This window comes from Paenibacillus chungangensis (assembly GCF_042675905.1).
GTDB classification, from domain to species: Bacteria; Bacillota; Bacilli; order Paenibacillales; family Paenibacillaceae; genus Pristimantibacillus; species Pristimantibacillus chungangensis.
Genome location: NZ_JBHTJZ010000005.1, coordinates 344,018 through 367,445, shown reverse-complemented (window position 1 = coordinate 367,445; position 23,428 = coordinate 344,018). Strand labels below are relative to the sequence as shown.

Here is a 23,428-nt window from a genome sequence, read left to right as displayed (position 1 = left end):
ATGATATAATCTCGGCATTTGTATATTGACTATGAATTGACCTATACTGAAAAGTATGCTTTCTTTGATAGAGAATCGGAATAATACCTTCAATTATGATATGAAATGAGTGTGTGAAATGGCAGAATCAATCAAGTTGATTGCAACGGCCCCCATGGGCCTGGAAGCAATTGTCGCTCGGGAGCTGAAGGAGCTTGGCTACACCGATCTTCAGACGGAGAACGGGCGGGTGAACTTCACGGGATCGCTTCGCGACATCGCGCGTAGTAATCTTTGGCTCCGTACTGCGGGCCGAATTCTCGTCAATATGGGCAGATTCAGAGCGACTACGTTCGAGGAATTGTTCGAAGGGGTGAAGGCTTTGAATTGGCCGGACTGGATTCCGGAGAACGGGACATTCCCCGTCAATGGACGTTCCCACAAGTCACAATTATCCAGCGTACCGGCATGCCAGAGCGTCGTGAAGAAGGCAATCGTGGAGAAAATGAAAGAGCATTACGGCACGGAATGGTTCCAGGAGGAAGGCGAGCCTTATGTGATCGAGGTCACGCTGCTGAACGATGAAGCCCTGCTCACGCTGGACACCACCGGCGCCGGTCTGCACAAGCGCGGCTACCGGAGAGCCGCTACCGAAGCTCCGCTCCGGGAGACGATGGCCGCCGCGCTCGTGCATCTTAGCCGCTGGACGCCGGATCGGCCGCTGTACGATCCGTTCTGCGGATCGGGCACCGTACTAATAGAAGCGGCGTTGCAAGGCTGGAACATCGCTCCAGGGCTGCGTCGAAGCTTCGACTCCGAGAGCTGGGGCATCATGCCTTCGGAACTGTGGGATGAGGTACGCGAAGAGGCGTACGACTCGGTCAAGGATGATATTCCGCTGCAAATTGCAGGAAGCGATATCGACCCCGACGCTATCGACATCGCGGAAGCCGCCGTGCGTAAAGCCGGCTTCGGCAAAGACATTAAGCTTAGCGTGCAGCCTGTGGCCAAAGTAAAGCTGCAAGATGAGTACGGCGTCATGATTACCAATCCGCCTTACGGGGAACGACTAGGCGATGACAGAGCTGCGGAGCTTGCCCTGCGGGATTGGGGCAGGATGGCGTTATATTATCCGACCTGGTCGTATTTCGCCTTCAGTCCTTCAGATCAAGTGGAGCACTATATGGGCCGCCCGGCCGATAAGAAGCGCAAGCTTTACAATGGACGCATTCAATGCAACCTGTTCTCCTTCTTCGGACCGCTGCCGCCTCGCTCTCGCTAGTCCTGTATTAGAAAGGAAGTATTATAGATTGAAGCAAGAAAAAAACAGCAACGGCCTTCTACGCCGTTGCTTGCGCTGGAGCCTTCTCCAGCTTGATCGTTTCATTGTGCTGGATGTCATTATTTTTGCAGCGGTTATGGTGTGGAAGCTTTATTTCTTCTCCACATTGCTTTCAGTGCCCTATATGAATATGACAAGGACCGACGCCATCATTGAGACGGGTGCCGTGCTGCTAATCGCGAGCTGGACGCTGCTGCTGCCGACAAGAGGGCGGCTGCTTGCGCTTATCAGCTTGAATGCTGCATTATCGGCGCTTCTCTATGCGGATGTTATCTATTACCGCTATTTCCAAGACTTGATCACGGTGCCGGTACTCACACAGCTGAGCCAGGTCGATTCGCTCGGCGACAGCATCGAGACCTTGTTGAGAGGGACTGACTTCCTGCTGCTGGCCGATATCCCTCTGCTCCTTCTGTATGGAGCCTATGTGCTCCTGAGAGGACGAGTCGATCTCCGTATAAGCCGTGGAGAACGTTTCCCATCAGGCGGCGCTTCTTCCGGCCCCGAGTTGACGTTGTCCGGTTCATCCGCACCGGCTACACCGAGCAAGGCACCCTCGCTTGAAGCCATCGCGCGCGCGAAGACCGCTCGCTGGCGCACCGTTCTCTTTCGTATCGGGGCCGGCGCAGCTGTGTGTGCCCTCGGCTTCTCGTTGTTCTTCGGTCAAGTGAACAAGGCTGCGGAGACGTGGGCGAAGGAATTGTTCAAGAAGGACTGGTGGAACCTGTCGCTGTACAATGTGGTTGGAGGTCTTGGCTTCCACGGTTATGATGTGTATCGCTATGCCAAGCTGAACTGGCTGGATGCGGAGACGGTAACGGCCCATGAGCGCGATGAGACGCTGGAATGGATCAAGGAGCTCGGCGAGCGGCGCGGGCAGCTGGAGGATGACCCTCTGTTCGGAGCGTACGCGGGAAGCAATCTTCTAATGGTGCAAGTGGAGGCGCTGCAACCCTTCATGCTGGGCAAGTCGATAGGCGGTACAGCAATCACCCCTGTACTGAACGACCTGCTCAAGGATAGCGTCTATTACAGTTCCTTCTATCATCAGACCGCCCAGGGGCGTACGTCGGATGCCGATTTCGCATCGAACTGCTCGCTGCAGCCTGTTATGAGCGGCTCCGTATTCATCCAATACGCCTCCAATGACTTTCATTGCCTGCCAGGCATGCTGAAGGAGAACGGCTATTCCGCTGCCGTCTTCCATCCTTATCAGGGCGGCTTCTGGAATCGGAATGTCATGTACAACAGGATGAATTACGACCAATTTTACAGCTTGAAGCACTTTCGGTTAGATGAACCTGTAGGATGGGCATTGGGAGACAAATCGTTCTATCGTCAATCCATGGATGTGATCAGCGATATGCCTCAGCCGTTCTACGGCTTCCTGATTACCTTGACAAGCCATCACCCCTACCGAATGCCTGCCGCGGAGAAGCGGCTGGATGTGGAGGAGCTGGACGGAACAATTATGGGCGATTACCTGCAATCTATCCATTATGCAGACGCTGCGCTAGGCGAGCTGATCGCGAGATTGAAGACGGACGGATTATGGGATAATACGATTCTGGCCATATACGGGGATCATGACAATTCCATTACGGACTGGAAGCTCTACGACCGATTCATGAGCGATACGAGTAGCGAGCTGGAGCAGGAGAGAATGTTGAAGCGCATTCCGCTGATCATTCGACTTCCCGGCAATGATGAAGCCGGGACGTATGCGACTGTCGGCGGGCAGCTGGATATCGCCCCGACACTGCTTCATCTGCTCGGGATATCCTCGCAACATAAAGGGATGCTCGGCATGCCGCTGCTGACGAAGCAGCCGGCTGAAGAACGTCTCGTCGCGCAGCGCTACGGCTCTTGGACGGACGGCAAGCGCTACTACCTGCCTTCGGCAGATGGGCTGGCGGCGGGGAGCAGGTGCTACGCCGTCCACAGCGGCGACTTGCTGGAGCCGCTAGCGTGCGAGCCTGGAATCGTAGCTGCGGAGCAGCAGTTGATGATGTCAGACCGGATCGTCATGAACAATTTGATTGCGAAGCTGTTCGATAGCACAATGCTGGAAGCACGACCGATAGCCTCCAATTCCGACTAACAGTCGGATTGGAGGCTTTCGTATGCTGCGAGGTCTTCTGCACAGCTTGAGGACTAGCATCTACACCGTATGCCCGCCTCGCAATGCGAGTGCAGCCATGGCGGCCGCCCCCGGCACCAGACATTCTTCGTTCAAATTGAACTTCGGATGGTGCAGGCCATAAGCATGCTCGGCTCCCTCCTGCGGTCCGGAACCGAGCCAGAAGAAGCAACCCGGCACCTTCTCCACGAATCTTGCGAAGTCTTCTCCAGCAAGCGTCGGAGCAGCCGCTGTCCGCTTGTCTGCGCCAAGCAGCCAGTCCAGTGTATCTTCCGCATACCAGTTGCAGCCGGAATCATTCACGAGCACTGGATTCTGCTCGATGAAGCGCAGCTCTGCGCGGCAGCGATGCGACGCCGCCACGCCCTCCACGATGCGCGTGATCCGTTCCTTCATCGTCGCCCTCACTTCCGGATTGAACGTACGAACCGTCCCTGTCAGCTCAGCAAGAGGAGGGATGACGTTATTCGCTTCGCCGGCATGAATGCTTCCGAAGGTAATGATGACAGGCGAGAAGGGCGACACTTCTCTGCTGGATATCGTCTGCAGGCTGCTAATGATAGCGGCGGAAGCGACGATGGGATCCGCTCCTTGCTCCGGCATGGCGCCGTGCGCGCCTTTCCCATGCACCGTCAGTTCGATCCGGTCTACCGAGCCCATCAATGGGCCGGCAGACGTAGCCACTTTCCCGGCAGCCAAGGTCGGCAGATTGTGCAGGCCGTAGATTTGATCCACGCCATCCAGCACTCCTTCTTCGATCATCGCCTGCGCACCGGCAACGATCTCCTCTGCCGGCTGGAACAATAGACGCACCTTTCCCGCTATATGTTCCTTGTGTTGAACCAGCAGCTTGGCCGCCCCCAGCAATATCGCTGTATGCGCATCATGCCCGCATGCATGCATCTTGCCGTCCTGCTTCGAAGAGAATGTGAGCCCCGTCTCTTCTTGGATCGGAAGCGCATCCATATCCGCGCGCAGCGCAATCGTGCTGCCTGGGCGGCCACCTTCGATGTCGGCCACGACGCCATGCCCGCCTATGCCTGTTCTCGTCTCCAAGCCCAGCTGTCGCAAGTAAGCCGCCACATACTCCGCCGTCTCCCCTTCTTCCAGACTGAGCTCGGGATGGGCATGCAGATGTCTTCTATGCTCCGTCAGCTCCGCTTCCAGCGCAGTGGCGGAGTGCCATAGCAGCTCCTTCAGGGCGACGCTATTCTCTTTTACGATCAAGTTTCTTCGCCCTCCCTTTTCCATATAAGCTTTCCATCAACCGTTTTCCTGTCGGTGTCGTCGCCAATCCGCCTTTCGCTGTCTCCCTGTGTCCCTCCGGCATAGCCGTACCGATATCCAGCATCACCTGTACGACCTCGTCGGAAGGGATGGGACTCTTCACGCCGGCCAGCGCCATATCGGAGGCAGCAAGCGCATTGACTGCGCCGAGGCCGTTACGGATGATGCAAGGTATTTCGACCAGTCCGGCTACCGGATCGCAGATGAGACCAAGCGTATTCTTCAGGGCGAGTCCAGCCGCATGAACGGATTGCTCCGGCGTCCCGCCGCGCAACTCCACCATGGCGCCCGCAGCCATTGCAATAGCGGAGCCCACTTCCGCCTGACATCCGCCCTCCGCACCTGATATGAAGGAATTGTTAGCGATGACATAGCCGATCGCGCCTGCGCAGAACAAGCCCTCGACCATCTTCTCGTCGCTCCAGCCGAATCTCTCCTGAGCGCTGACGAATACACCTGGAATGATGCCGCAGGAGCCCGCAGTCGGCGTCGCGACGATGCGTCCCATGGAAGCGTTCACTTCCGATACCGCAAGCGCATAGGCCATCGCTCTTGCGGCAGGCTCTCCCGAAGAGGCCTCGTTCGCTTTAAAGTGCTCCGACACGCGCTTGGCATCCCCTCCCGTCAAGCCGCTGCGGGATCGCACATCCTCGGTGACCCCTTTGCGCACCGCCTCCTTCATGACGCCGTAATACTCCGCCATTTGCATGCTCTCGACATCCGCACTGCGCCCGGATTCTTCGGACTGCCATGCCAGCATAACCTCTGATATTTTTTGGCCTGACGATTCGCATCGCTCTATCAACTCCTGAAGAGATGAAAATCCCATCACTCGTTCCTCCTTCTGCTCAATCCACCACATGCACTAGTCTTACACTTCTTACGGTGGCCATACGATGCAATTCCTGCAGCGTTTCTCCGCTTGGCGGTTCATCCGTCTCCATAACGGACAACGCATCTCCGTTCCGCCCTTTGCGGTCTACGGACATGCGGCTTATATTAAGACCGTCCTTCTCCAGTGTCCTGGAAATCGAAGCAACCATCCCCTTCACATCGGCGTGCTGAATGACAATCGTCGGGGACGAAGCGCTGAAGTTAACAGAGAATCCGTTCACCTCCGTCATCTTGATCGTGCCTCCCCCGATGGAGCAGCCCGTCACCGTTACCACTTCTCCCGCTTCCGTGGACAGCGCAAAGCGCACCGTATTGGGGTGCGCATTGGGTGCCTGCCCTGTGCGGATCGCAACGCCGATACCGGCAGCCTCCGCATACTCCAGAGCGTCGGGCAGTCTTTCATCGTAAGTGTTATAACCCAGCAAGCCACCGACCAATGCCGCGTCCGTGCCATGCCCTTGGCCAGTCGCCGCGAAGGAGCCGTAAAGCGTGATGACTGCTTCCTTCGGCTGCTGTTCTATTAAAGCTCTGGCTACACGTCCCAGCCGAACAGCTCCCGCTGTATGCGAGCTCGAAGGCCCCACCATAACGGGGCCTATTATAGAGAAGACGTCCTTGAATCTCATGGCTTCAACCATTCCTCCACATGCTGCGCAACGAACGCATCGTCGATCAGGTGCGGATAGCTTCGGCATACCCGCTCAATCTCCTCCGCTTGACCTGGAGACAGCTGCTCCTCAGGATTGAGGCACCATGTTCCTTCCAGCAGTCCTTGTCGGCGCAGCGCCTCATGAATGCCGGGAATACAACCATGGAAGTGATGAGCAGGATCGAACAATACCGCATTGCTGTCGGTCACCTCGGCCGCGAGTGTCATCCACTCCGCTGCCAGCTGCGGTTCGGTGCGCGCTTTCTTAATGTCTTCAAGCAGCTCGACCGCCTTGCTCGTCCAAGCTGCCCAGTGGCCCAGCAAGCCACCTACAATCCGCTTCTCCACTTTCTCGCCGTTCACATCGAATCGGAACGTGGTCAGCAGATCGCTCACAATGTTGTCGTCATTGCCCGTATACAGGGCGATCTCATCACGGCGCGACGATTCCATCACCGCCCGTATGACTTCCAGCGTCTGATAGCGATTGAACGGAGCCATCTTGATCGCGATCACACCGTCAATCTCTGCGAACCTTCTCCAGAAATCGAAACTCATGATGCGTCCGCCGACCGAGGGCTGCAGGTAAAAGCCGAATACCGGAATAATCTCGGCCACGCGGCGCGTCCGCTCCAGCAGCTCTTCATCGCTGTAATGGGCAAGTCCGCCCATGCTGAGCAGCCCTGCTTCATATCCCAGATCCGCCGCAAGCCGCGCTTCGCGAAGCGCTTGCTCCGTCTCGCCGCAAATACCGGCTACCTTCATGAAGGGACGATCCAGCGCAGCGCGCTCCACTTCCTCGGCGGCCATACGCAGCACCGTTTCCAGCAGATTATGCTCGGGATCTCTAATCTCGAATTGTGTGGAGTGCACCGCAACAGCGATGCCGCCCGCGCCTGACGCCATATAATAGCGGGTAAGCGCTCTCTGGCGCCGCTCATCCAGCTTGCGCTCCGCATTAAGCGCCAGCGGATGCGCAGGAATGGCCAGACCGTCATGCAGCGCCCTGTACAGTTGTTCCGACAGCTCTACCCTTCCCTTCGCGGCAGCCATTAATATTTCCCCTCCCGCTCCTGGAAGTGTGTCGGCTTATTCCACGTCTCGCCGTCAGCCATTACCCATTCGGCGATCCAATCGATCATCTGAATCAGCGTTACTTTCGGATAGCCGAACGCTGCATTCGCCTTCGATGCATTGCTCAGAAGTGCTGTCGGCGCTTCCTCGCCTGTAAAGACGACCTCCGTGCCGAAGCGCTTCGCGAATTGCTCCGCGGCCCAGCGCAGCGATACGGTCTCCGGACCTGTTACATTCATAATATTGGCAGGACTCGTGCATCTCGTCAATGCCCTTAGAGCGATTTCATTGGCATCGCCTTGCCATATGACATTGACATGCCCCATCGCGACATCGACAGGAATGCCTGCCTTCACCGTTCTGGCAATTTCCAGCAGCACACCGTAGCGAAGATCTACCGCATAGTTCAACCGGTAGATGAACATTGGAATTTCATACTTATGGGAGAAGTGCTCGAATACCCGCTCGCGTCCGAGGCAGGACTGGCCATACTCGCCGTTCGCATTCGGAGGCGTGCTCTCCGTCGCTCCGCCTTGCCCTATCGGGGTCAGTGGATATACATTGCCTGTAGAGAATACGACGATGCGGGAATTGCGGAATTTCTCAGCGACGCGGCCAGGCAGATAGCTGTTCATTGCCCATGTAAAATGCTCATTGCCGGTCGTTCCGAATTTATTGCCCGCCATATAGATGACGTTCTTCACATCGGGCAATGCTTGAAGCTCAGCGTCATTGCTCAGGTCGGCGGCAATAATTTCGAGACCGGCCTCCTCCAGCTCCGCTTTCAGCGCGGCGTTCGAGAAGCGGGATACGCCGTATACGCGTTTGTTCAGTCCCGCCGCCTTAATGGCGTTCATCGTCAATCTCGCCATGCTCGGCCCCATCTTCCCACCTACGCCGAGCAGCATAATATCACCATCCACCTCGCTAAGCTCCTTGATCAACGCTTCTGAAGGCGTCGCCAATACCTCTTCCAGCTCTTGTACCGTTCTCATTCCACTTCATCCTCTCTGTTATTGTATGTTCTCAGACCTCTATTCGCTTCATGCAAGCCAGATCACTGAGGGAATTGCACGACAATGCCCAGCATATCCTGTGGCGTCTTGCTGTAGCGCTCATAAAGCTCCGGCAATTGCTGAAAGGCCACTTGCTCCGTAATCAGCGACTTGACATCGATTCTCTTCTCTGCAACCATCCGGAGGTAGTCTTCAATATTGCGCCCTTCCGTCCAGCGAACATAACCGATAGGATAGTCGAAGCCTAACTGCTCGTAGTCAGGCTCGTAGCGTCCCGGCCCGCCGGCCCTAGAGATCGTCACATTGGCCTCCTTGGAAAAGAACAGATTGCGGTCAAACGAACAGCCCGTTGCGCCAACGACCACGATATTGCCGCGATCCCGCAACCATGGCAGCGCCATATCGATCAGACTCTCATTCATGTTGCTGGCGCATATAAGCGCGGCATCCGCACCTTTGCCGCCCGTTGTGACGGCTTGCAGCGCTTCCTTCATTTCCTCACCGTTCTGGCATGCATAACGCAGACCCATGTGGAGAAGACGTTCCCTGCGCGATTCCATAAGTTCGTAACCAATCACCCGATAGTTGGATGCATGGGCGATCGCCGCAATCATCTGTCCCAATATGCCCGCTCCGACAACAACGACGGATTCCCCGAATGTGAGTTGCGCCTGTCGTACCGCATGAATGGCAATTGTGCCGATGCCGCAGAAAGCCGCTTCTTCCATCGTTACCTCATCCGGTACCTTCACGGTCAGATGCTTGGGCGACAGCATGATCTCCCGATGCGCAGGAGTACCATAGCACGCTACGCGGTCACCCGGCTTCACATGTGTAACTCCTTCGCCTACCTCGACGACGATGCCTGCCGCACTATATCCCAGAGCCCCCTTGCGGCCGCTCTTGATTAGCATCAATTCCGTTCCTATGCTAACCGATGAGTATTGCACCTTCACCAATACGTAATGAGGCTTCACCTCCGGCTGCGGCATTTCGACGATCAACGCCTTACCTTCATTGCTTTCTACTGCTTTCATCGTATCCTCCTCCCACTACTTGAAGCACAACTGATTCATTATTTGGTTATTATTATTCAATATACATCAACTGATGTACGTAGTATAGCTTTATTAAATCATGGTTCATTCCTATCGTCAACCATTAATTAGCAAGCCCAGCGCCGGCCTAACTCCGTGCAATCCCCAGCATGAGAAAATCGCCTTAAAACGTCTTACTCTCTCTTGCCTCACACGCCCCTTTTCGGAGCTCCAGTGTAGCATTCCTGTATGATTATCGGTTGACACGTACTTAAAATAAAAATCGGGCCCAAGGCCCGATCAATATGTTTACTTGTTTAATACATGAAGAGCACCGCTTTATTCTCCCTTCTGCTCAGGGGCTTAGGCGATTGTATTGAGTTGCGCTGCTGTGACTTCTCCTCGCATGGTCTCCTCGTTCAGCAGTCGCCGCAAGTCTGCAATCGTGAACGCACCGAGACGATACAGACCATTATTGACCGAGCCCGCAATATGCGGCAGCAGAACAACATTCGGCAATGCTCGGAACGGATGATCGACAGCGGGCGGCTCCGGATCAGTCACATCCAGGCAAGCGAACAGCCTGCCTCTGCGCAAATGCTGCACAAGCGCAGCTTCATCAATAATCGATCCCCTCGCCGTATTGATCAGAATACAGTCATCCTTCATCAGCCCAAAGGCATCGTCATTGAACATTCTATATGTTTCCGGCAATGCCGGCGCATGAATGGAGATGACGTCGGATTGGGTAAGCAGTTGTTGAAAACTTACCTTTGTCGCTCCTATAGCAGCAGCTTGCTCCTCCGTTACCATAGGATCGAACAGCAATCGTTCAACTTCAAAATTCCGCATCAGCTTCATATAATGCCTGCCCGCATTTCCTGCGCCCACTACGCCCACCTTAATACCATACAACTCCGTCACTCGGTCCGTCCTGCCCCAGCCGCCTTCCCGCGTGTATTGCGACAGCCTCCACATATCTTTCAAGGAAGCGATCGTAAGGCCAAGCGCCGTCTCCGCCACTCCAAGGCCTAACGCTTCCGCGCCGCTGGATACTCTTATTCCCTTTGCCCACAACTCAGGGGTAACGACACCTTTCACCGTGCCCGCTGCGTGCAATACCCCCTTCAGATTCGGAGCATGAGCCAACAGCTCTCCCGTCAGCTCCTGACATCCCCACGAGGTGATGGCAATATCAGCGTTAGTCAGCTGCTCAGCCAGTTGCTCCGTCGTAAGCGGGCGATCGTAGTTATGCAATTTCACATTCCCCAGCTGCTTCAGTTGTTCCATATGCTGATCATGAAATATACGCTTCAATGTCGAGTTCCCCGCCAAAAAAACGATGTTGATCACTTACTCATCTCCTCTTCTTTTGGTCCCCCATCTTCCCTAGCTTCTCGAACAAGAATAGTCCATCTAGTCTACTTTGGTCTGTACCAAACCTTAAATTCTAAACGTCATAAGCAATTAAATATTAATTAGCGTCATCACCTTTCAAATTCTAGTATACTTTGGTATAATTATATGTAGCTTTTATCATGTAGTCAATTCCTTTTTATGATTAATTTTCTAATTCAGGCAGGAGGACTTCCATGAAAGTAAGTCGATCGGCTTCCCGCAGCAAGTCCGAATTCATGATTGCCACGTTGCGCAATGAAATAACGGCCGGGAAATATGAAATAGGAAAGTATCTGCCTTCGGAGCTGGAGCTGTGCAGCTTGTTCGGCATTAGTAAAATGACCGTCCGCAAAGGACTGGAGGTGCTTGTCGAAGAGGGGTACATCGAGAAGGTGCCGCGAATTGGAGCCAAGGTAGTCTCTTCAATCCATGCTAACATCATTACGCTGCGCTTCGGTTATTACCCCTCATTGGTGCAGGAAGCGAAGCTGTTGCAATTGATTGAACGGTTCCACGAACGGCATCCGCTCTTGCGCATTCAGCCGATCCCGCTGCAATATCCGGCTCATGACCGATATTTCTCGAGCTACTTCCAAGAGCTGAAGCTGGATCTGATGAGCATTAATGCGCAAGATTACGAGGACATGCGCGATTTGTCTTTACTTGAGCCTATGCCAAGGAACGAAGGTGTCTACCGATTATTGAACACGCCCTTCATGATCGAGGAGGAGGCGGTCGCAGTGCAGCCTTTCGTCTTTACACCGGTAATTCTGTGCTATAACAAAGAACATTTCAGGGAGAACAATGTGCCTGAACCGGATGCGTGCTGGTCGTGGGGGGATGTGCAGGAGGCAAGCCGTAAGCTGGCGGTGCCGGGTAACAGATACGGGCTAGTATTCCATACGCTGTCGGACAATCGTTGGCCTCTGTTCCTGCTGCAGAACGGCGTTGTATTCGAGCCGCAAGCGGACGGGAGCTATCATCTGGCCAATGATCAGAAGCTGAAGGATGCCCTCGCTACATGCAAGGAACTGATGAGCGACGAGAGTCTGTTCCCTATTCATCTGTCCCGCAGCGACAACGATATTAAAGATTTGTTCCGTCGACAGAAAGTGTCCATGATGATCGCCACCTACTCCACCTTAAACGGCTTGCAGCCGCAAGAGGACCAAGGGCGGCAGCTCCGGTACGATATCGCGCCAGTTCCTTTCTTGCAGGAAGCGAAGTCGCTGCTAATCGTCATTGGACTTGCAGTGAGCAAGCTTTCCGAACATAAGGAAGCGGCTCGCCGATTCGTGGAATTCATGCAATCGGAAGATGCGCAGCTCTTCCTTCGAAAGCATACGCTTAGCGTCCCCGCACTCAAGTCGGCTGCGGAATGGAGCGGGAAGGAAACGATGAATCGTCCGCCGCGCTTTCATCTGTTCAGGGAGACGATGAATACGTTCCGATACTACACAGATTTAAATCTGTCGCACCGGCAGTTGTCTCTCATGAGGGACGAGCTGACGCTCTATTGGGCCAACCTGGAATCACTGGACAGCGTACTTCAAAAAATAGAGGATAAGCTCGCTCAATGCAATGACTTGCATGCAAAATGACTTGCAAGCGTATTAACCCGGCTGGCAGCATTCACGCAATTCACGGCAAGAAGCCTCTACTCCACTGTTCAAGTGGTTATAGAGGCTTCTTGTTCATCTCAGGCATTCATGTGTCATTGACGATGTACAGAGGCATTATTCTCCAATCCGGCCAGATTGACTTGAAGCGCATCTTCGTCCATCATGCCGCTCCAATATTCCTTCAACCACTTGGTCAATTGACGAAGCTGCCGTATGTTCATGCCCAACTCCGAATGATAAGCGAAGGAGGGAATCATCTCGCGATACATGGCGTACCGCGAAGGCAGCTTCACTGACGCTTGGCCGCTCCGATCGCTGCAGTCTCTTCGGGCAGGTATGCCGACCGTCCGGTCACGTATGATGCCTTGCGCTTCCGCCGAGCTTAAGTATTCCACGAATTGGCGCGCAGCTTCTCTGGAACGGGAGTGCTTCACAAGCGCCGTCCCGATGGAGATCAGCAGCGTCTTCTGCGGATCGCCCCGATACAGAGCCGGCAACGGGCATATATCGTACTTCAGACCTTGACGCGACAGCTCATTCAAATTATAGTACGTGCACATAATCATAGAGACGCGACCGTCCGCGAACAATCCGATCGTCTCATCATTGCCCTTCGCCATGTAGGGTGGGAATATGTCGCGACTGGCAATTAATTTATTCAACTTGTTCAGCCCTTCACTTAATCGATGGCGGAGACTGGCGGCGTTCTCTCCTTCCTTGGCATAGCGGGCAAGGCTCTGCAGCAGGAAGACAGGATAACGATTCTCCGACGTAGGCAGGAAGTAGACGCCATGTCTTCCCGGCGATAGCGACAGCTTCGCAGCGGCTGCCATCAAGTCATCCCATGTCCAGTAGCTGTCCGGCTCATGCAGCCCCGCTTCAGCGAAATGCCGCTTGTTGTAGCAGAGTACAACAGGCGAGAAGGATAGCGGTCGGGCATACAGCGCCCCCCCATAGCGAAAAGCGTCTTCCGCTATGGGATGCACGCTCTCATCGGGCTGCTGTGCTTCAAGCGCGTCGCCGATTCCGGCTTCTGTCCATTCCTGGAACTGCGGGCTGTTTAGTGCGACTGCGTCAAGCAAGCCGTTGCCAATCATCTCTCGCGCTGAATCCAGATAATTGTGCTGATTTAATGTGATTCGCCGGATATGAATACCGGGATATCGCAAGCTGAAGTCCGCGATCAAGTCGTCGATGACAAAATCGGATGGGAAGCTGTTGGAACAACCGAAATGAACGGTAATCGCGCCTTCGCCCTTCGACGTCACTTTGCTCCCGACTCGGTCGATCTTCACAATTAACCCTTCCTCGACAAGCTGATCCAGCCCTTTGCGAATCGACTTGTTGCTTAAGTGAAACTGCTTGGCAAGCATGCTTTCAGAGGGCAAATAACTGCCCTCCTGCCTGATGCCATTCCTGATCTCTGTCCGGATAACATGGACAAAGTGGGTGAGCCGCTCATGAAACGATCGCTTATCTGATTTATTTGTCATGTATTGTTCACTCATTTCTGATTTCATAAACACCAGTAACATTGTTATGCATGAGCATCGATTTTGTCAACGTTCCGTCCTTATTTCCTGTATTGCTCCAGCCATTCCAGCACTTCATCAAACCTGTCCACCGCCACTACGTTCAGATCCGGGGCGGCAAGACGAGCCGCCTCTGCTCCGGCGGAAGGGACAAAGAATACATCGGCATCCGTTCGGCTTACAGCGTACGCCTTCTGAGGTATACCGCCGACCATGCCAATGGAGCCGTCGTATTCAATCGTCCCGGTACCTGCCACCCGCAATCCGTGCGAGACAGAGCCGCCGATGAGCTGCTCATAGATGGCCAGCGTCAGCATGGCGCCGTGCGACGGGCCGCCAAGATGTGCGATGTAGCTCTCGTAGGTCATGTCGCGCGGCTTATCCAGCCTGACATGAGGCTGGATGGATATGCCCATCACGGCGCGGCTGCTCCCATCATCCTCCACCAGCTCTTCGGTCGGCACCTCGATTGACAATTCCTTCTCTTCGTCTCTGATTACGTTTACGAATACGGCTTGTCCCGGTACTACGTCTTGCTGCATGCCATTCACCAGGTCTTCTATGCGCCGGACAAGCTGGCCATTCAACCCGACTATGACATCTCCCGCCCGTAACCGCCCCTCTGCCGGACTGCCCTTCGTAATCGCCACGATTGTGACGCCAGTCGGCACCACGCCCTCCCCGATTCCCGCCTTCTCCATCGCAATCGCTGCCGCGACGTCATTGGCGCTGCGCTTCATCGCCACCACTTCGGCGAACGTCTCCGTCAGCGGCGGCTCATCCTCCGGAATGAGTTCGAATACATAGAGCGGGAACAGCTTCGCATACAGCCAGTCCGCCGCGACGGCAGGCCGTTCGAACACCAGTACACCGTCTACGACCGGCCCCGCTTCACCGCCTTCCACATGCGCATACCGCTGCATGTTCACTGTCATGCCGGGGTAAGTAACTCGGTAGCCCGTCGGCCATAGCAGGACTGCCAGCAACATTGCGAACGCTAGCAGCACGGCCATGCTTCTGCGCGGCAGACGATGCCTGCCTCCCTGTCTCGCCTCGCTTACGATCAGGTCCATCAGTTGCAATATACATAAGATGACAAGCAGAACGATCTGTTCCAGGAACCTTCCCGGAGCAATGACTAGATAACAAGCCGTGCCGAAGGCAAGCAAGGCAAGCCCTCCCCGCAGCACATTCAGCCACCGGGTCGCTTCCTTGGCCCGAATGCGTACGCAAGCCCCGATTCCCCAAACGAGCGGGATGAAAGCGATCATCAGCAGAAGCCAATCAATCATCTCGATCCACTGCATCCCGCGTGCTGTCTCTAGCGGTGCCGGCAGCCAGATTAATTGCGCCGCAGCAATCACGGCAATCGCCCCGGCCATTCCCGCATAATAGTACCCTATCCCTGCCGATATCTCTCTGTGTACGCTAATCTTCACTGCCTGTCTCCTCCTTAATACGAAAAAAAAGCAATGAAACGAGTCCGCTTCCGGCCTAAACCCGCTTCACTGCTATATGGACAATCGTCGCGGTTCATGCACAATTATCTGCTCTGCAAATACTCTTGCTGCTCCGCTCCAATTCCTCTGTCTCTCGCCTCGCCGCCCTCAATCTCGATAATTCGCTGCAACCAAGCGGAAGGCGCGTATCCCGACTCTCTGGCCCGATGCAACAGCTCCGCGTAATGTACGCATTGCTCATATCCGCCCAGCTTGCGTACAATGGCAATATAGTCGACAACCAGTTCGCGAGCTTCATACGGCGTATACCCATATTGGCTGACCAGCGATTCGGCGATGCCCCGTTCATACAGACTGAGTCTCACCCGTGTCTTTGGCATCTTCATACAACCACCTTCCTCCTGAATACACGTGATAACCGACAAGCCTCAGGTGAGATTCCCAACGCTCCGAAGCGAATACGACCTGATTGCCCAAGCTTAATGCGTCCAGTCTCCGTCCCTTGCCTGATCTTGTGATTTCATCATAAAACCATGCATCATCTTTATTTAATTGTACTGCTTTATGTACTATTTTGCCAGTGTCATTGTCCGCCATCGGACCTATAATTATCTCCGGATGCAGCTCGCAAGGATCCATGCCCTTCACCGTCATCCGACGATGGCTGTATATGAAGGAAGCCCAGGCAAGGGAATCCGACAGGAACAGCAACGGCTCCGTCTGCGGCGGAATGCTTGCCAGCTCTACGACCAGTACGCAGGGCTTGCCGCCATCCCAGCTTTCCTTGGCCGTCTTGTGCGCCCACTGACGCGCCTGTGCAATCGATATCGTCGTATAGAAGCCCTCTCCAAAATCCTTCCCTGGCCGCCAATAGCGAGAAGCCAGAAGCCTCTTGGCGAAGGAATCCACCGTGCGGCTTGTCGTGCCGTGATAGAGCAGCTGAGGTGTCCTTATATCCATCCCTACTCCTTTCTACCCTTCATCATGCAAAAACCCAACAGAATCATGCTGCTGTCGGGTTCATCGTGCGGTTGCTGTATGAATGATTATCCTAATTATTTCTTCAAATGTACCAATGCTTTCTCTATCGCTTCGTCTTCCGTCGCACCCTTCACATAACGACCGTTGATAAATACAAATGCGTATTTGGCACAGGGACCGCAATAGGACTTGCACCCTACCTTGATCTCTGTTCCCGGCGCACGCTTCTCCAGCTTCTGAACTGCCGTCTTCATTCGCATATGCTTGCACTTGTCGCACACTCTTATATCATTCTTCGCCATTGCTCATCATCCCGTTCGTCTTCGCTATCCGCGAGCATTAATGATTTGCGAGTAATCTTACATGTCATAAATTCCAGCTCCTTCTAACCCTTTGCAGCGTAGTTCCAGCCATTTACAATATATTATACTTCTTCCCCATCCTGCGGGCAAACCATTCCGCAATAATCATCGTAACGGCGATATCATCAACGGGCAGCATCGGCAGCGCATCCGGCATCACCCAATAGACAATTACGGGCACTCCGAATAGCAGCTTGTCCGCCAGCGATACATCCTTTGACCGCAACACCCGGAAAATAAGGGCGAAGGTCGCCCGCCAATGCCGGAGCGTCAACAGCTTCCGCATCTTCCCACCTGCCTTTGCCCTGACGTGTATCCTCCCATCCAGTATAACACAGCTTCCACATAGACATACCGTCCGCTTGGGCAAAGACAAGAGGGAGATTCTTCACAATCGAAGCGCCTCCACCAGTAGCGGTTGCAGCTCCTTGTAAATAGAGTCGAATTGATGCATGGGCAATGGGTTTGTGCCCCATCCGGCTTCAACGGTAAAGCCGGGCTTGCCGAAGCGCTGTATGAACCAATCCTTGTAGCCGGCATCGCTGCCGCTTAGCTTGACTGGTTTATACCCGCTTACTGAGCCAAGCCTCTGCGCCAGTTCCTCTGCATGGGGGGGCTCAAAGTCCCGATAGTTCCAATAAAGTTCCCTCCCTTGCGTATGAAGCGCCACTACTGTATCGAACCGAAGACGCTCCGTCAGCTGCGCTAGCGCAATTGCTTCCGGCTCACTTAGCGGACAAGGTCCCGGGAAGTCGCTGCGTGCGGGTCCCTTCACGCCACGGCGCTTGCATTCCTCTAACCAGAAGGCCGGAAATTGATCATTCAAGTCTACTCCTCGTATATTCGCCTTCCACCCGCTGAAGTCTTCCGAACCGCCATTCCAATCCTTCAGTCGGTCATACAGCGGATGCTCGGCACTGAGCTTGCCTTGGGCCAGTTCCACGCCATCCGGATTAACCATAGGCACGGCCCAAAGCGTCGCAGATGCAAGCAATACTGGGACAGGATAGCCGCATAACGATTCTCCATATGCATAGGCTTCGCACACATCCTCCAGGAAGCGCATCAGCAGCGCCGAAGTGATCCATTCATTGGCATGACACGAAGCATTCATATGGATGCGCCTGGGCCCATATCCGAGACGAAGCGCAACCAGCGGTTGTCCCAACACGCTCTGTCCAATGGGATAGATCGACAGAAAGGGATAGGCGGCGGTCAGCTCGCCGCATCGCTGCATCATCCTGCTGTAGCTGTATGCGTCGCTTGTCATATCCATAAGCCTCCTCCCCATCGCGCAATATTCATGTCTCACCCTAGCCTATGCCGTAACAGGCTATTCCTAGTCGCCTAGTCTCAGATTGGAGAGAACAAAAAAGCCGCTCCCGGCATCATCGAAAGCAGCCTCTCTATTTCTATTGGTTCATCCAATCGTCGGAACCTGCCACACAACAGGCGTTAACTCGATCTGTTCTCCCAGCCACTGGTTAGCGATTAATCTGAACATGCAAGGCTCGCCGCTGCAAAAAAACTGATGAACCGGCAGTTGATTGCTTCTCGCCAGTTCCCGTTTATCCTGCAAAATCGCACTGACTTCCCGAGCAGTCTCCTCCGCTGAACTGATTAATGCCACCTCGCCGCCCATCACCTCGGAGATGGCGTCCGTCAGATAGGGATAATGCGTACAGCCTAGAATAAGACAATCGATCGGATAGCGCTTCATATGCCCGATGGCGTCTCTCACCGTGTCATACGTCTCTCTCGAGCGAAAATTGCCGCGCTCCACAAGCGGAACGAATCGGGGGCAAGCCTGGCTGATGACCTGCACATGAGGCGACAGCTCGCGTAAAGCGATCTCGTACGCTTCGCTTCTAATCGTTCCTTCCGTTCCGATAACTCCGACGCAGCCTGTCGACGTCCTGCCAATCGCCGCTCTAGCTCCGGGATTGATAACGCCCACAACCGGTATATCCACGCTGGATCGTATATCTGACATCGCTACAGCTGTTGCCGTATTGCAAGCGATAACGATCATTTTGGGCTGATATTGGATTAAATAACTTACAATTTCTCTTGTAAACCCCATCACTTCCTGAGGAGTTCTTGGTCCATACGGCGTTCGGGCCGTATCCCCAAAGTATATGATCTTCTCCCGCGGCAGCTGACGCATAACTTCCTTCACTACCGTTAACCCGCCTACACCGGAATCCAGAACTGCAATCGGATGCTGCACAAACACACCGCTTTCTTCTTCATGATGATAGGTTGCCGTGACAAGATAGCATATGAATGCTTCATCCGAAACGTACCTTCATCTTATCGCTTGGATGGACAGCTCACGATAAAGAGCCTTGGCGCTTGAAGCGAAATGCTCCTTCACCCGGCTCTTCGTCTCTCGCCCTGTTAAGACAAGTCCATATTGGGGTCTCTGCGACGCAATGCTGCTTCTTCTCCGCCGAAGCCCCCATCTTCCTTCTCCAATTGATCATCTGAAGCGATAATGAACGATTGCTCTTCGCCATCTGCCTCTGCCAGCCCTGATACTGTCGCAACAGCTTCTTCGTTCGCCAAGTCGTCTTCTTCTTGTGTACGGCTCCCTCTTATGCCGCTCACTACCGACTCGGCTGCCTGCCTCGTACGATCAGCCAAGCCTGCCGCGCTGCTGCCGATATCCCTTGCGATGCGACTCGTTGCGTCACCCACTCTATTCGCAGCCTGAACCGTCGAGTCGCCAACCTTCTGCGCCTGCAGAGCAATATCCTCGCGCAGCTCCTTACCGGACTTGGGTGCGAGCAGCAATGCCGTAATCGATCCGATTACCCCACCGGCAAGCGCCCCCAGCAAAAAGCCGCCTTTATTCCCTTTTCTTGCAAACATCATTCATACAGCTCCTTTCTTCATTAGAGTACCCTTCGTCCAGCATCCTTCATTCAGCCTCTTCCGCTATATGAGCGCCCATTGTCAGTCTTCGCCTCAGACTTCCGACCCCACTGCCACAGATGCCACGCTGTCAGCCCCAGCTCCGCCCACTGCACCGCTTCATCCAGCTGGCGCTTGCCCGCCAACTGCTCCGCATGCCGCACAGCCGAATCCGATAACGTGGATGTAACGCGCTCCAAAGCAGAAGTCGACTGATGAATGGTATGACCTGCTCCCTTTACCGCCTTGAACAAACCTTCAGCAGACTGCACGCCTTCCTTCAGTGTCTTGATTGTCTCTCCCGCTGGCACCAGCAACGAGCTTGCTTGCGCTGATAACTGCTGTAGCTCTTCCTGCAGCGCCTCCGCTGAAGCCTGCATACGTTCCAGCCGATTCAGTCCAATCCGAATCGCATACAATATGCCCGCCACCAGTACAACGAACGACATGGCAGCAACCGCAATACTCCACTCCATCAGCATTCACACCCCTCCTTCCTCGCGCTCGTCGCTACAACTGCTAGACGAATGCCTACTTGCGTATGACAGTATAAGCAATTTGGGCTTGACTTGACACTGCTTATGAGAAAAACGGTTTACGGGTGTTTTCTCTTTGATATAGAATGATTACAAAAAAAGCTTACAGCATGCCTTTTCAAGCATCTGTAAGCTTCTTCTCGACTTGCGATTGTAATTGACTGCCTATGACGTAGCTACACTTCCCGCCGCCCTTGGCCAGACACTCCGTCCTCTCCACCGACACCTGAAGCATGGAACGGAACAGCTCTAGCTCGCATCTGCATGCTTGCTGATACACGCCTGCCACTTGCGCTATCGGGCAATTATATTCATGCAGCGTATATGAACCGTCGTCATGCCGCTCCATCTCTACCATATATCCCCCGGCATTCTGAATTGCCGCCAGCTCTTCCACTCGCTCCGGCAGCGTCTTGTCTTTCATACGGGGAGCATATCGGTCCAGCAGCTTCTTCCCTCTGCCTTCGAACATGGCATCGATAAATTGTGCATCCTCCAATTCAGACAGGAGGTCCAGCGTGAGCAGATGATAGTTTTTGGGGAACAACTCATCGCCGCTGACCGTCAGCGCATACGTATGAAGCGGCCTGCCCATCGCTTGGCGGACAGACTCGATTATCACGTAGCCTTCCTTCTCCAGCCCGTACATATGCCTGCGAATGCCCATCTCCGTCAGCCCGATCTCATTGGCCAGAGCGCTGGCGCTCATCCTTCCATGTCTCTTCAATGCGTTCAGTATGCGCCTTCGCGTCGTCAGTCCTTCCCCGCTCATCGCTTTCACCCCCGCTCCCGCTCCCTCTCCGTCTTATCCCTTACAATTCCTGTGCCAGATAGGCCTCAACAGCGTCCTTGAACTTCGGCAGACGCTCTGCCATAATCTCAGTCAGCGGATGTAGCCGCCCGCGGTCCCAGGAATAATATTCCTGTACGAGCGGTTTGCGCAGCCTGACGAGCTCCGTCAATGTCTCGGCAAGATCCGATGAGAATACGCCCTCTGCTCCCGTTATAGCAATTATGTCTTCATAGCTGCTGGCATCTCTCATCAGGAACCCGTCGATTAGGTAGCTGCCGACATCCGTCACAATTTCGATTGCTTGATGAAGCGCTCTCTCCTGGGCCAAGCCTTGCAGAACGTCTCCGTCCCACTCTGCGGCAATCCGCTGCATCGCCGCCGCCAGCTCCGGAATCGTAGCCAGCCTTACTTTAATCTGTTCTTCATTTACATAATACATAGCTCTTTCCGCCTGCTTTCCTGCCCAATATTCAGCCCTGCTTCTTGCGCTTGCCCTTCTTCTTCAGCCATATCACCATAATGATACTGCTCAAGACGACGACAAGCAGGTAAGTAAGCATCTCATATACGTCTCTCAACTGTCCATCCCTCAGCTTTCGTAGTCTACGCTGACAGCGGACTCGCGCACTTGCGCCATATGCTTGATCACTTCTTGATGCACGGGATGCACCTGATACGCCTCCAGGTCAGCCATAGATTCGAATTTTGTTACCAGCGCGATATGGAAGGAGCGTTCAGTATGAAGCACGTCGACGCCCACTTCAATATATTTCAACTGATCGATTTTGCCCTCCATATTTCTGAGCACTTCGGCCGTATGCGCCACATTTTCCCGGCTTCCGTCTTTCAATTTGAAGAAAACGATATGGGTAATCATATACAAGGCCTCCTATTTTGTTGCGGATCCTAAAAATCAGCCATGCCGCTTTTACAGCATGAGATTTGTCCTTTTGTCACATAATAACCTAAGTGATCGCATTACGGCAATCTTTTCGGCAAAGGAGATCTTCAGCTTATGCGCTATAAAGTGACAATTATCGCAACTTTGATCGGTTTGGCCATCTGCGCATTCAACTATACGGGATATGACCCCCATAATATGGTCTTCTTCATGCTCAGTGTTCCCGCATGGTTCGTAGATATGTTCATCGATGTGCATGAGGTGAGCGTATTGTTCATGTACGTCCTTACCATCCTGTCTTGGGCGCTGCTAGGCTATATAGCCGATCGGATAATCGCACGGGATCGCAGGAGAAGAGGGAATCCCGCCTAATAGCCAAGTTCGACCAACAAAGGAGTCCCGTAGACTCGAGACTCCTTCCGTATATTTATGAAGCTGCGCCTGATATATATTCCTTCAACACCTGCTCCGATTCCGCCTTGACGAATCCCCAAAGCATGAAAAACCGGTGGTGGTAGCCGCGGCATACGTATTGGGCATGCAAGCCGTCCTTCTCTCGCTTCTCTTCATATATCTTGATCCCCTGCTGCCTGAACGTCCTCCGCATATCCGCCATATCAAGCAGCACGCGATCGCCGATGCTTCTGAGCAGCGTCTCGTAGAACCGCGGAAGCTTCATGCCCGACGCCCCGATTACGCGAATGTCGTGATCCAATATGCGCATAACGATGCCGAGCAGCAAATATCGCTTCACAAGCTTCAATTCGGATTCTGTCTCATTAGGCGGAACCGTCGCCACACGTCCACCGCCGTCTTCCCTGTTAGCGGCCATTGCCACCCCTCCATCATGTTCCAGCTAATGGTACATTTATTGTACATCGCCCAATAAGGAACGTATGTTCGTTTTTATTATATCCCATAGCGCAGAACATATGCAAGCCAATTTCAACGCTGCCTGTCCTTCAGCACTTCAATAAACTTGCGGAGCCGATCAGGCAACGGCAAGCCGATACGGCCATAATTCTCCGTCACGGAAATAAGCTCATTGGCAATATAGAAAAAGATGGCAGCCCCCATAACAGTGTCGCCCGTTGTCATAAGTAAATCTATGCGATGCGCCAGCAGAATGACGAGCAGCGTCAACCCTTTGCGGGCCAGCCCCCAGGAGCCGAAGGCGCTGCTGAGCCCCTTGCCTTCCTTAATGGAGGCCGCTACCCCCGTCACATAATCGACCCCCATCGCGACAAGAAGCAAGGTGAGCGATTCTGTCCAGCTGCCGAACGCAAACGTAATAATAGAGCCCAGCACGCCAATCAATGAGCATATCCATACCTGCATGCTGCTTGTCATAGTTGTCACCTCACTCCATTCCCGCAGGAATAAATATTGTACAAGATACTATATGCCGAAGCGGTCAAGGTTGTCCCTTAGTTGTAGAAATTGTGGACATAATCGCTCTCATCTTAAAAAGATATCCTTTCTTTTATTAATATGACATGAGGTGACGTA

At 53.9% G+C, this 23,428-nt stretch carries 26 protein-coding genes; 4 read left to right on the top strand and 22 right to left on the bottom strand.

Features of this window, described 5'->3' with window-relative positions; translation table 11 throughout:
• Positions 1-118: 118 nt before the first annotated feature.
• Both ACFQ2I_RS04060 and ACFQ2I_RS04055 read left to right on the top strand, forming a co-directional pair.
• The gene (locus ACFQ2I_RS04060; protein ID WP_377562347.1) at positions 119-1,261 is read left to right on the top strand and encodes a THUMP domain-containing class I SAM-dependent RNA methyltransferase; all 1,143 of its coding nucleotides are present in this window, start codon (positions 119-121) and stop codon (positions 1,259-1,261) included.
• A gap of 28 nt (positions 1,262-1,289) precedes the next feature.
• Positions 1,290-3,422 carry an LTA synthase family protein gene (locus ACFQ2I_RS04055; RefSeq protein ID WP_377562346.1) on the top strand — a complete coding sequence of 711 codons (2,133 nt, stop codon included), beginning with the start codon at positions 1,290-1,292 and terminating at the stop codon, positions 3,420-3,422.
• A gap of 60 nt (positions 3,423-3,482) precedes the next feature.
• Here the strand turns inward: ACFQ2I_RS04055 and ACFQ2I_RS04050 are convergent, their stop codons facing one another.
• The 7 genes from ACFQ2I_RS04050 to ACFQ2I_RS04020 all read right to left on the bottom strand — a co-directional run bounded on the left by ACFQ2I_RS04050 (position 3,483) and on the right by ACFQ2I_RS04020 (position 10,771).
• On the bottom strand, positions 3,483-4,688 hold the full coding sequence (locus tag ACFQ2I_RS04050) for a M20 metallopeptidase family protein (RefSeq protein WP_377562345.1): 1,206 nt from the start codon (positions 4,686-4,688) through the stop codon (positions 3,483-3,485).
• Positions 4,669-5,577: an L-serine ammonia-lyase, iron-sulfur-dependent, subunit alpha gene (gene sdaAA / locus ACFQ2I_RS04045; protein ID WP_377562344.1), complete on the bottom strand. Its 909-nt coding sequence runs from the start codon at positions 5,575-5,577 to the stop codon at positions 4,669-4,671. Before sdaAA ends, ACFQ2I_RS04050 begins: the two co-directional genes overlap by 20 nt.
• Positions 5,578-5,596: 19 nt before the next feature.
• Positions 5,597-6,268 carry an L-serine ammonia-lyase, iron-sulfur-dependent subunit beta gene (gene sdaAB, locus ACFQ2I_RS04040; RefSeq protein WP_377562342.1) on the bottom strand — a complete coding sequence of 224 codons (672 nt, stop codon included), beginning with the start codon at positions 6,266-6,268 and terminating at the stop codon, positions 5,597-5,599.
• On the bottom strand, positions 6,265-7,344 hold the full coding sequence (locus ACFQ2I_RS04035) for a dihydrodipicolinate synthase family protein (RefSeq protein ID WP_377562341.1): 1,080 nt from the start codon (positions 7,342-7,344) through the stop codon (positions 6,265-6,267). Before ACFQ2I_RS04035 ends, sdaAB begins: the two co-directional genes overlap by 4 nt.
• Positions 7,344-8,360, bottom strand: a complete 1,017-nt coding sequence (locus ACFQ2I_RS04030) for an NAD-dependent epimerase/dehydratase family protein (protein WP_377562340.1) — start codon at positions 8,358-8,360, stop codon at positions 7,344-7,346. Before ACFQ2I_RS04030 ends, ACFQ2I_RS04035 begins: the two co-directional genes overlap by 1 nt.
• 62 nt (positions 8,361-8,422) lie before the next feature.
• Positions 8,423-9,418, bottom strand: a complete 996-nt coding sequence (locus ACFQ2I_RS04025) for a zinc-dependent alcohol dehydrogenase (protein WP_377562339.1) — start codon at positions 9,416-9,418, stop codon at positions 8,423-8,425.
• Positions 9,419-9,781: 363 nt separating this feature from the next.
• Positions 9,782-10,771 (bottom strand): hydroxyacid dehydrogenase, encoded by a 990-nt coding sequence (locus tag ACFQ2I_RS04020; RefSeq protein WP_377562338.1) that lies wholly within the window; start codon positions 10,769-10,771, stop codon positions 9,782-9,784.
• A gap of 239 nt (positions 10,772-11,010) precedes the next feature.
• Between ACFQ2I_RS04020 and ACFQ2I_RS04015 the strand changes: the two genes are divergently transcribed.
• Entirely contained in the window at positions 11,011-12,417 is a 1,407-nt protein-coding gene (locus ACFQ2I_RS04015; protein ID WP_377562337.1) for an extracellular solute-binding protein, read from the top strand.
• A gap of 113 nt (positions 12,418-12,530) precedes the next feature.
• On the opposite strand, the gene ACFQ2I_RS04010 is transcribed toward ACFQ2I_RS04015, so the two are convergent.
• From ACFQ2I_RS04010 to ACFQ2I_RS03950, 13 genes are all read right to left on the bottom strand, one after another.
• The gene (locus tag ACFQ2I_RS04010) at positions 12,531-13,931 is read right to left on the bottom strand and encodes an extracellular solute-binding protein (protein ID WP_377562336.1); all 1,401 of its coding nucleotides are present in this window, start codon (positions 13,929-13,931) and stop codon (positions 12,531-12,533) included.
• A gap of 80 nt (positions 13,932-14,011) precedes the next feature.
• Positions 14,012-15,409, bottom strand: coding sequence for a PDZ domain-containing protein (locus tag ACFQ2I_RS04005; RefSeq protein ID WP_377562334.1), 1,398 nt, complete (start codon positions 15,407-15,409; stop codon positions 14,012-14,014).
• Between the two features lie 104 nt (positions 15,410-15,513).
• Entirely contained in the window at positions 15,514-15,816 is a 303-nt protein-coding gene (locus tag ACFQ2I_RS04000; protein ID WP_377562333.1) for a hypothetical protein, read from the bottom strand.
• The gene (locus ACFQ2I_RS03995) at positions 15,776-16,390 is read right to left on the bottom strand and encodes a DUF3990 domain-containing protein (RefSeq protein WP_377562332.1); all 615 of its coding nucleotides are present in this window, start codon (positions 16,388-16,390) and stop codon (positions 15,776-15,778) included. The genes ACFQ2I_RS04000 and ACFQ2I_RS03995 overlap by 41 nt, the downstream gene beginning before the upstream one ends.
• A 95-nt stretch (positions 16,391-16,485) precedes the next feature.
• Positions 16,486-16,713, bottom strand: coding sequence for a DUF1450 domain-containing protein (locus ACFQ2I_RS03990; RefSeq protein ID WP_377562330.1), 228 nt, complete (start codon positions 16,711-16,713; stop codon positions 16,486-16,488).
• Between the two features lie 112 nt (positions 16,714-16,825).
• Positions 16,826-17,059 (bottom strand): hypothetical protein, encoded by a 234-nt coding sequence (locus tag ACFQ2I_RS03985; RefSeq protein ID WP_377562328.1) that lies wholly within the window; start codon positions 17,057-17,059, stop codon positions 16,826-16,828.
• Positions 17,060-17,161: 102 nt separating this feature from the next.
• A complete protein-coding gene (locus ACFQ2I_RS03980; RefSeq protein WP_377562327.1) occupies positions 17,162-18,049 on the bottom strand; it encodes a M14 family metallopeptidase in 888 nt (295 codons plus the stop codon).
• 144 nt (positions 18,050-18,193) lie between these two features.
• Positions 18,194-19,009, bottom strand: a complete 816-nt coding sequence (gene racE, locus ACFQ2I_RS03975) for a glutamate racemase (protein ID WP_377562326.1) — start codon at positions 19,007-19,009, stop codon at positions 18,194-18,196.
• A gap of 164 nt (positions 19,010-19,173) precedes the next feature.
• Positions 19,174-19,650 carry a YtxH domain-containing protein gene (locus ACFQ2I_RS03970; RefSeq protein WP_377562325.1) on the bottom strand — a complete coding sequence of 159 codons (477 nt, stop codon included), beginning with the start codon at positions 19,648-19,650 and terminating at the stop codon, positions 19,174-19,176.
• Between the two features lie 50 nt (positions 19,651-19,700).
• On the bottom strand, positions 19,701-20,171 hold the full coding sequence (locus ACFQ2I_RS03965) for a hypothetical protein (RefSeq protein ID WP_377562324.1): 471 nt from the start codon (positions 20,169-20,171) through the stop codon (positions 19,701-19,703).
• 172 nt (positions 20,172-20,343) lie between these two features.
• Positions 20,344-20,997 (bottom strand): helix-turn-helix transcriptional regulator, encoded by a 654-nt coding sequence (locus ACFQ2I_RS03960; RefSeq protein ID WP_377562964.1) that lies wholly within the window; start codon positions 20,995-20,997, stop codon positions 20,344-20,346.
• Between the two features lie 40 nt (positions 20,998-21,037).
• Positions 21,038-21,457, bottom strand: coding sequence for a DUF86 domain-containing protein (locus tag ACFQ2I_RS03955; protein ID WP_377562323.1), 420 nt, complete (start codon positions 21,455-21,457; stop codon positions 21,038-21,040).
• A 150-nt stretch (positions 21,458-21,607) separates the two neighbouring features.
• A complete protein-coding gene (locus tag ACFQ2I_RS03950; RefSeq protein WP_377562322.1) occupies positions 21,608-21,895 on the bottom strand; it encodes a Dabb family protein in 288 nt (95 codons plus the stop codon).
• Positions 21,896-22,033: 138 nt separating this feature from the next.
• Here ACFQ2I_RS03950 and ACFQ2I_RS03945 point away from each other — a divergent pair, with 138 nt between their 5' ends.
• Positions 22,034-22,291, top strand: a complete 258-nt coding sequence (locus ACFQ2I_RS03945; RefSeq protein WP_377562321.1) for a hypothetical protein — start codon at positions 22,034-22,036, stop codon at positions 22,289-22,291.
• Between the two features lie 55 nt (positions 22,292-22,346).
• Here ACFQ2I_RS03945 and ACFQ2I_RS03940 read toward each other — a convergent pair whose 3' ends face one another.
• Both ACFQ2I_RS03940 and ACFQ2I_RS03935 read right to left on the bottom strand, forming a co-directional pair.
• Positions 22,347-22,751, bottom strand: a complete 405-nt coding sequence (locus ACFQ2I_RS03940; protein ID WP_377562320.1) for a hypothetical protein — start codon at positions 22,749-22,751, stop codon at positions 22,347-22,349.
• Between the two features lie 113 nt (positions 22,752-22,864).
• A complete protein-coding gene (locus ACFQ2I_RS03935; protein WP_377562319.1) occupies positions 22,865-23,269 on the bottom strand; it encodes a phage holin family protein in 405 nt (134 codons plus the stop codon).
• Positions 23,270-23,428: the final 159 nt, after the last annotated feature.

Bases quoted from the DNA above. Each gene is read 5' to 3' on its own strand.
- ACFQ2I_RS04060 (WP_377562347.1), top strand. From the start codon at position 119: ATGGCAGAATCAATCAAGTTGATTGCAACGGCCCCCATGGGCCTGGAA.
- sdaAA (WP_377562344.1), bottom strand. From the start codon at position 5,577: ATGGGATTTTCATCTCTTCAGGAGTTGATAGAGCGATGCGAATCGTCA.
- sdaAB (WP_377562342.1), bottom strand. From the start codon at position 6,268: ATGAGATTCAAGGACGTCTTCTCTATAATAGGCCCCGTTATGGTGGGG.
- ACFQ2I_RS04035 (WP_377562341.1), bottom strand. From the start codon at position 7,344: ATGGCTGCCGCGAAGGGAAGGGTAGAGCTGTCGGAACAACTGTACAGG.
- ACFQ2I_RS04030 (WP_377562340.1), bottom strand. From the start codon at position 8,360: ATGAGAACGGTACAAGAGCTGGAAGAGGTATTGGCGACGCCTTCAGAA.
- ACFQ2I_RS04025 (WP_377562339.1), bottom strand. From the start codon at position 9,418: ATGAAAGCAGTAGAAAGCAATGAAGGTAAGGCGTTGATCGTCGAAATG.
- ACFQ2I_RS04015 (WP_377562337.1), top strand. From the start codon at position 11,011: ATGAAAGTAAGTCGATCGGCTTCCCGCAGCAAGTCCGAATTCATGATT.
- ACFQ2I_RS04010 (WP_377562336.1), bottom strand. From the start codon at position 13,931: ATGACAAATAAATCAGATAAGCGATCGTTTCATGAGCGGCTCACCCAC.
- ACFQ2I_RS04000 (WP_377562333.1), bottom strand. From the start codon at position 15,816: ATGAAGATGCCAAAGACACGGGTGAGACTCAGTCTGTATGAACGGGGC.
- ACFQ2I_RS03995 (WP_377562332.1), bottom strand. From the start codon at position 16,390: ATGGATATAAGGACACCTCAGCTGCTCTATCACGGCACGACAAGCCGC.
- ACFQ2I_RS03990 (WP_377562330.1), bottom strand. From the start codon at position 16,713: ATGGCGAAGAATGATATAAGAGTGTGCGACAAGTGCAAGCATATGCGA.
- ACFQ2I_RS03985 (WP_377562328.1), bottom strand. From the start codon at position 17,059: ATGCGGAAGCTGTTGACGCTCCGGCATTGGCGGGCGACCTTCGCCCTT.
- ACFQ2I_RS03980 (WP_377562327.1), bottom strand. From the start codon at position 18,049: ATGGATATGACAAGCGACGCATACAGCTACAGCAGGATGATGCAGCGA.
- ACFQ2I_RS03970 (WP_377562325.1), bottom strand. From the start codon at position 19,650: ATGATGTTTGCAAGAAAAGGGAATAAAGGCGGCTTTTTGCTGGGGGCG.
- ACFQ2I_RS03965 (WP_377562324.1), bottom strand. From the start codon at position 20,171: ATGCTGATGGAGTGGAGTATTGCGGTTGCTGCCATGTCGTTCGTTGTA.
- ACFQ2I_RS03960 (WP_377562964.1), bottom strand. From the start codon at position 20,997: ATGAGCGGGGAAGGACTGACGACGCGAAGGCGCATACTGAACGCATTG.
- ACFQ2I_RS03955 (WP_377562323.1), bottom strand. From the start codon at position 21,457: ATGTATTATGTAAATGAAGAACAGATTAAAGTAAGGCTGGCTACGATT.
- ACFQ2I_RS03950 (WP_377562322.1), bottom strand. From the start codon at position 21,895: ATGATTACCCATATCGTTTTCTTCAAATTGAAAGACGGAAGCCGGGAA.
- ACFQ2I_RS03945 (WP_377562321.1), top strand. From the start codon at position 22,034: ATGCGCTATAAAGTGACAATTATCGCAACTTTGATCGGTTTGGCCATC.
- ACFQ2I_RS03940 (WP_377562320.1), bottom strand. From the start codon at position 22,751: ATGGCCGCTAACAGGGAAGACGGCGGTGGACGTGTGGCGACGGTTCCG.
- ACFQ2I_RS03935 (WP_377562319.1), bottom strand. From the start codon at position 23,269: ATGACAAGCAGCATGCAGGTATGGATATGCTCATTGATTGGCGTGCTG.